Consider the following 2,246-nt stretch of genomic DNA (forward strand, 5'->3'; position numbering starts at 1 on the left):
GGGTGTATATCATGTCTGTCATCCCATAATAGTTAATCAAGCGGTAAGCAGCAGCAAGATCTACACGTAACTGTCGTTCTTCTTGGGAATAAAAGGTAGTTATGGAATTATTTATATTAGAGTTTTTCATTTTTACAGTAATCTATAGCAATTATACAACTTGTGAGGTACAAATTTATCGGTTTTAGGGAGCAGGGAGCAGGCAATAGGCAATAGGCATGCTAGCAATAGGCAATAGGCATGCTAGCAAGAGTGAAAAAATCCTGTGTACCTCATAGCTATGAGAAACGCTATTTTCATCTTAAAGGGGTGACTATTTTATTAGTCAATATCTCGACCTAGTTGCTTTTTGGGCGAGTTGTCGCCCCCGCAGACTTTATCTAATTTAATTATTGTGGTCTCTATTTTTACTTTTTGTTAGTTGTGGGATTCCATGAAATCACATTATCTCTGCTTTTATATCATCTCAGGATAATTACTCTTAATAAAAATATCCCCCATCTCCCCATATTCCCCTCCTGGGAGGGGTTAGGGGTGGGTTCCCATCTCCCCAGACTTTTATGATGGGTATTCAACCGAACTTGATATTATTTGTTTCCCCCTCTGCCAGTCTCCCATGCCACAATCGCCTCAGTTAAACCTTCTAAAGTATATTCAACTGCTTCTACATCTACCCGGCCTAACAACTGGCGACAGCTTTCGGAAGTTTGGAAATCGAGGCGATACAGACATCCTAGTTTTCATGTTATCCTGTCAGCCGAATACGTTTTTCGATCCTTGATCCAGGTGTTGTACATGGCCCATGTTGAACGGGCACATCTTGCTTTTGCATCAAAGTACAAATTCTCCGGTTCGTAGTTCCTAGATGGTTTCAACAAAAGCCCGTTGCACAACTTTTGACGGCTTGATAATTTTCAACATAGCTTATAACTTTTTTTTGCAAATACGCTTCTCCCATTTTTGCCCACAGTGGCATGAATCTCATATTTAGGTTGTGTGGTTGAAACATCCCTCTCAATTTTAACTTTAATGAAGTCACCAGCTTCTAGTTTTAGGGGTTTTTCAAAAAGTTTAGCATATCTAACTAACCAACTTGTTTTTTGTGACAATGTATCAATGACTGTTTCTCTGTCTACCCAGAGATTTATATAGAAAATAAATCCATCAAATAAGCTTGGTTTTTCAATAATAAATTCTATAGTTTTATCATCTATCATTGTCAAATTTTCAGCAAAAACTATATTTTCAAATTCTTGGGGTTCGGCAATCAGGTTACAAACGGGGAAATTACAGGTCAGATAAGTTCTTGGTTTAGAAAAATTAAAATCATCACTTAAGTTTATTATAACATTTTTCATGATTAACTTCAGAAACAAATTAACGATTTGCTGATATGGGGAAAGTTTCAATGGTGATACAGGAGCTATTTTCGTAATGCACTGGTACGGAATAAACTCGGCATTTGGCTTCAAAAATCTCTCTTTAGCATCGTTAACTGCTAGCACCATACCTTCCCGGCTACCTATAGACCCGACAATTTCATGAACCAATATATCGCATTTTTCTTCTATCTCTATATCTTGTGAAAATCCTTGATAAATTTTAATTTTTTCTTCTAGATTAAGTTCTTCGAGCAGTTTTTTTGACTCTGCGAAAGCTTTCTCATTTTCTTCTATTGTGTAAATCTTTTTTACTCCTGCATCTACACAAAATTTTGGTAACAATAATGCTTTGCCCGTGCCAATTTCAACAGCTACTTTGTCTTTTACTTTTTCAGAAATTACTTTTCTATAGGCTTGGGTTCTGATTTCATCATTTTCCATCAAATCATACATGGCATTTATATATAAATTATTGTTTTCATTGATCGAATTAATCTTATCGAAGCCACTTAAGAAGACAAAATTTAGATTTTGGAAGAATTTGAAAATATCCGATCTAATAGTCATGCTCTCAACTTACTCTCTACTTATATTCATCTACAATAATATTATATTATCAATAAAATGGTAAGCCAATCTAGATTATTTTTCGGATTGATTGGCATTGCAGAAAACTCACTATTAAGACTTAGTAGCCCCGGTTCCGATCAATTGCATTCTCCAATGGTCTGCCCTCGCGACTGCAATCGATTGTATCCACAATGCGAGCGGCTAGCTCCTTAGGGTTACCCACAGCAGCAATATGGGGAGTTACTATAATGCGCGGATGAGACCAAAAAGGATCGTCATTGGGCAAGGGTTCCT

Annotated in this window: 1 protein-coding gene and 1 pseudogene; both read right to left on the minus strand. The window is 36.6% G+C overall.

Annotated features, from left to right (window positions below; translation table 11 throughout):
- Nucleotides 1–587: 587 nt before the first annotated feature.
- A pseudogene (locus tag F6K38_RS44670) lies at nucleotides 588–713 on the minus strand (uroporphyrinogen-III synthase); the annotation flags it as partial.
- A gap of 201 nt (nucleotides 714–914) precedes the next feature.
- Nucleotides 915–1,949 carry an SAM-dependent methyltransferase gene (locus tag F6K38_RS39880; protein WP_008188131.1) on the minus strand — a complete coding sequence of 345 codons (1,035 nt, stop codon included), beginning with the start codon at nucleotides 1,947–1,949 and terminating at the stop codon, nucleotides 915–917.
- Nucleotides 1,950–2,246 lie beyond the last annotated feature (297 nt).

It is taken from the genome of Moorena sp. SIO3B2, from assembly GCF_010692525.1.
Taxonomy (GTDB): Bacteria; Cyanobacteriota; Cyanobacteriia; order Cyanobacteriales; family Coleofasciculaceae; genus Moorena; species Moorena producens.

Coding starts and splice junctions, on each gene's coding strand:
- F6K38_RS39880 (WP_008188131.1), bottom strand. CDS start 1,949: ATGACTATTAGATCGGATATTTTCAAATTCTTCCAAAATCTAAATTTT.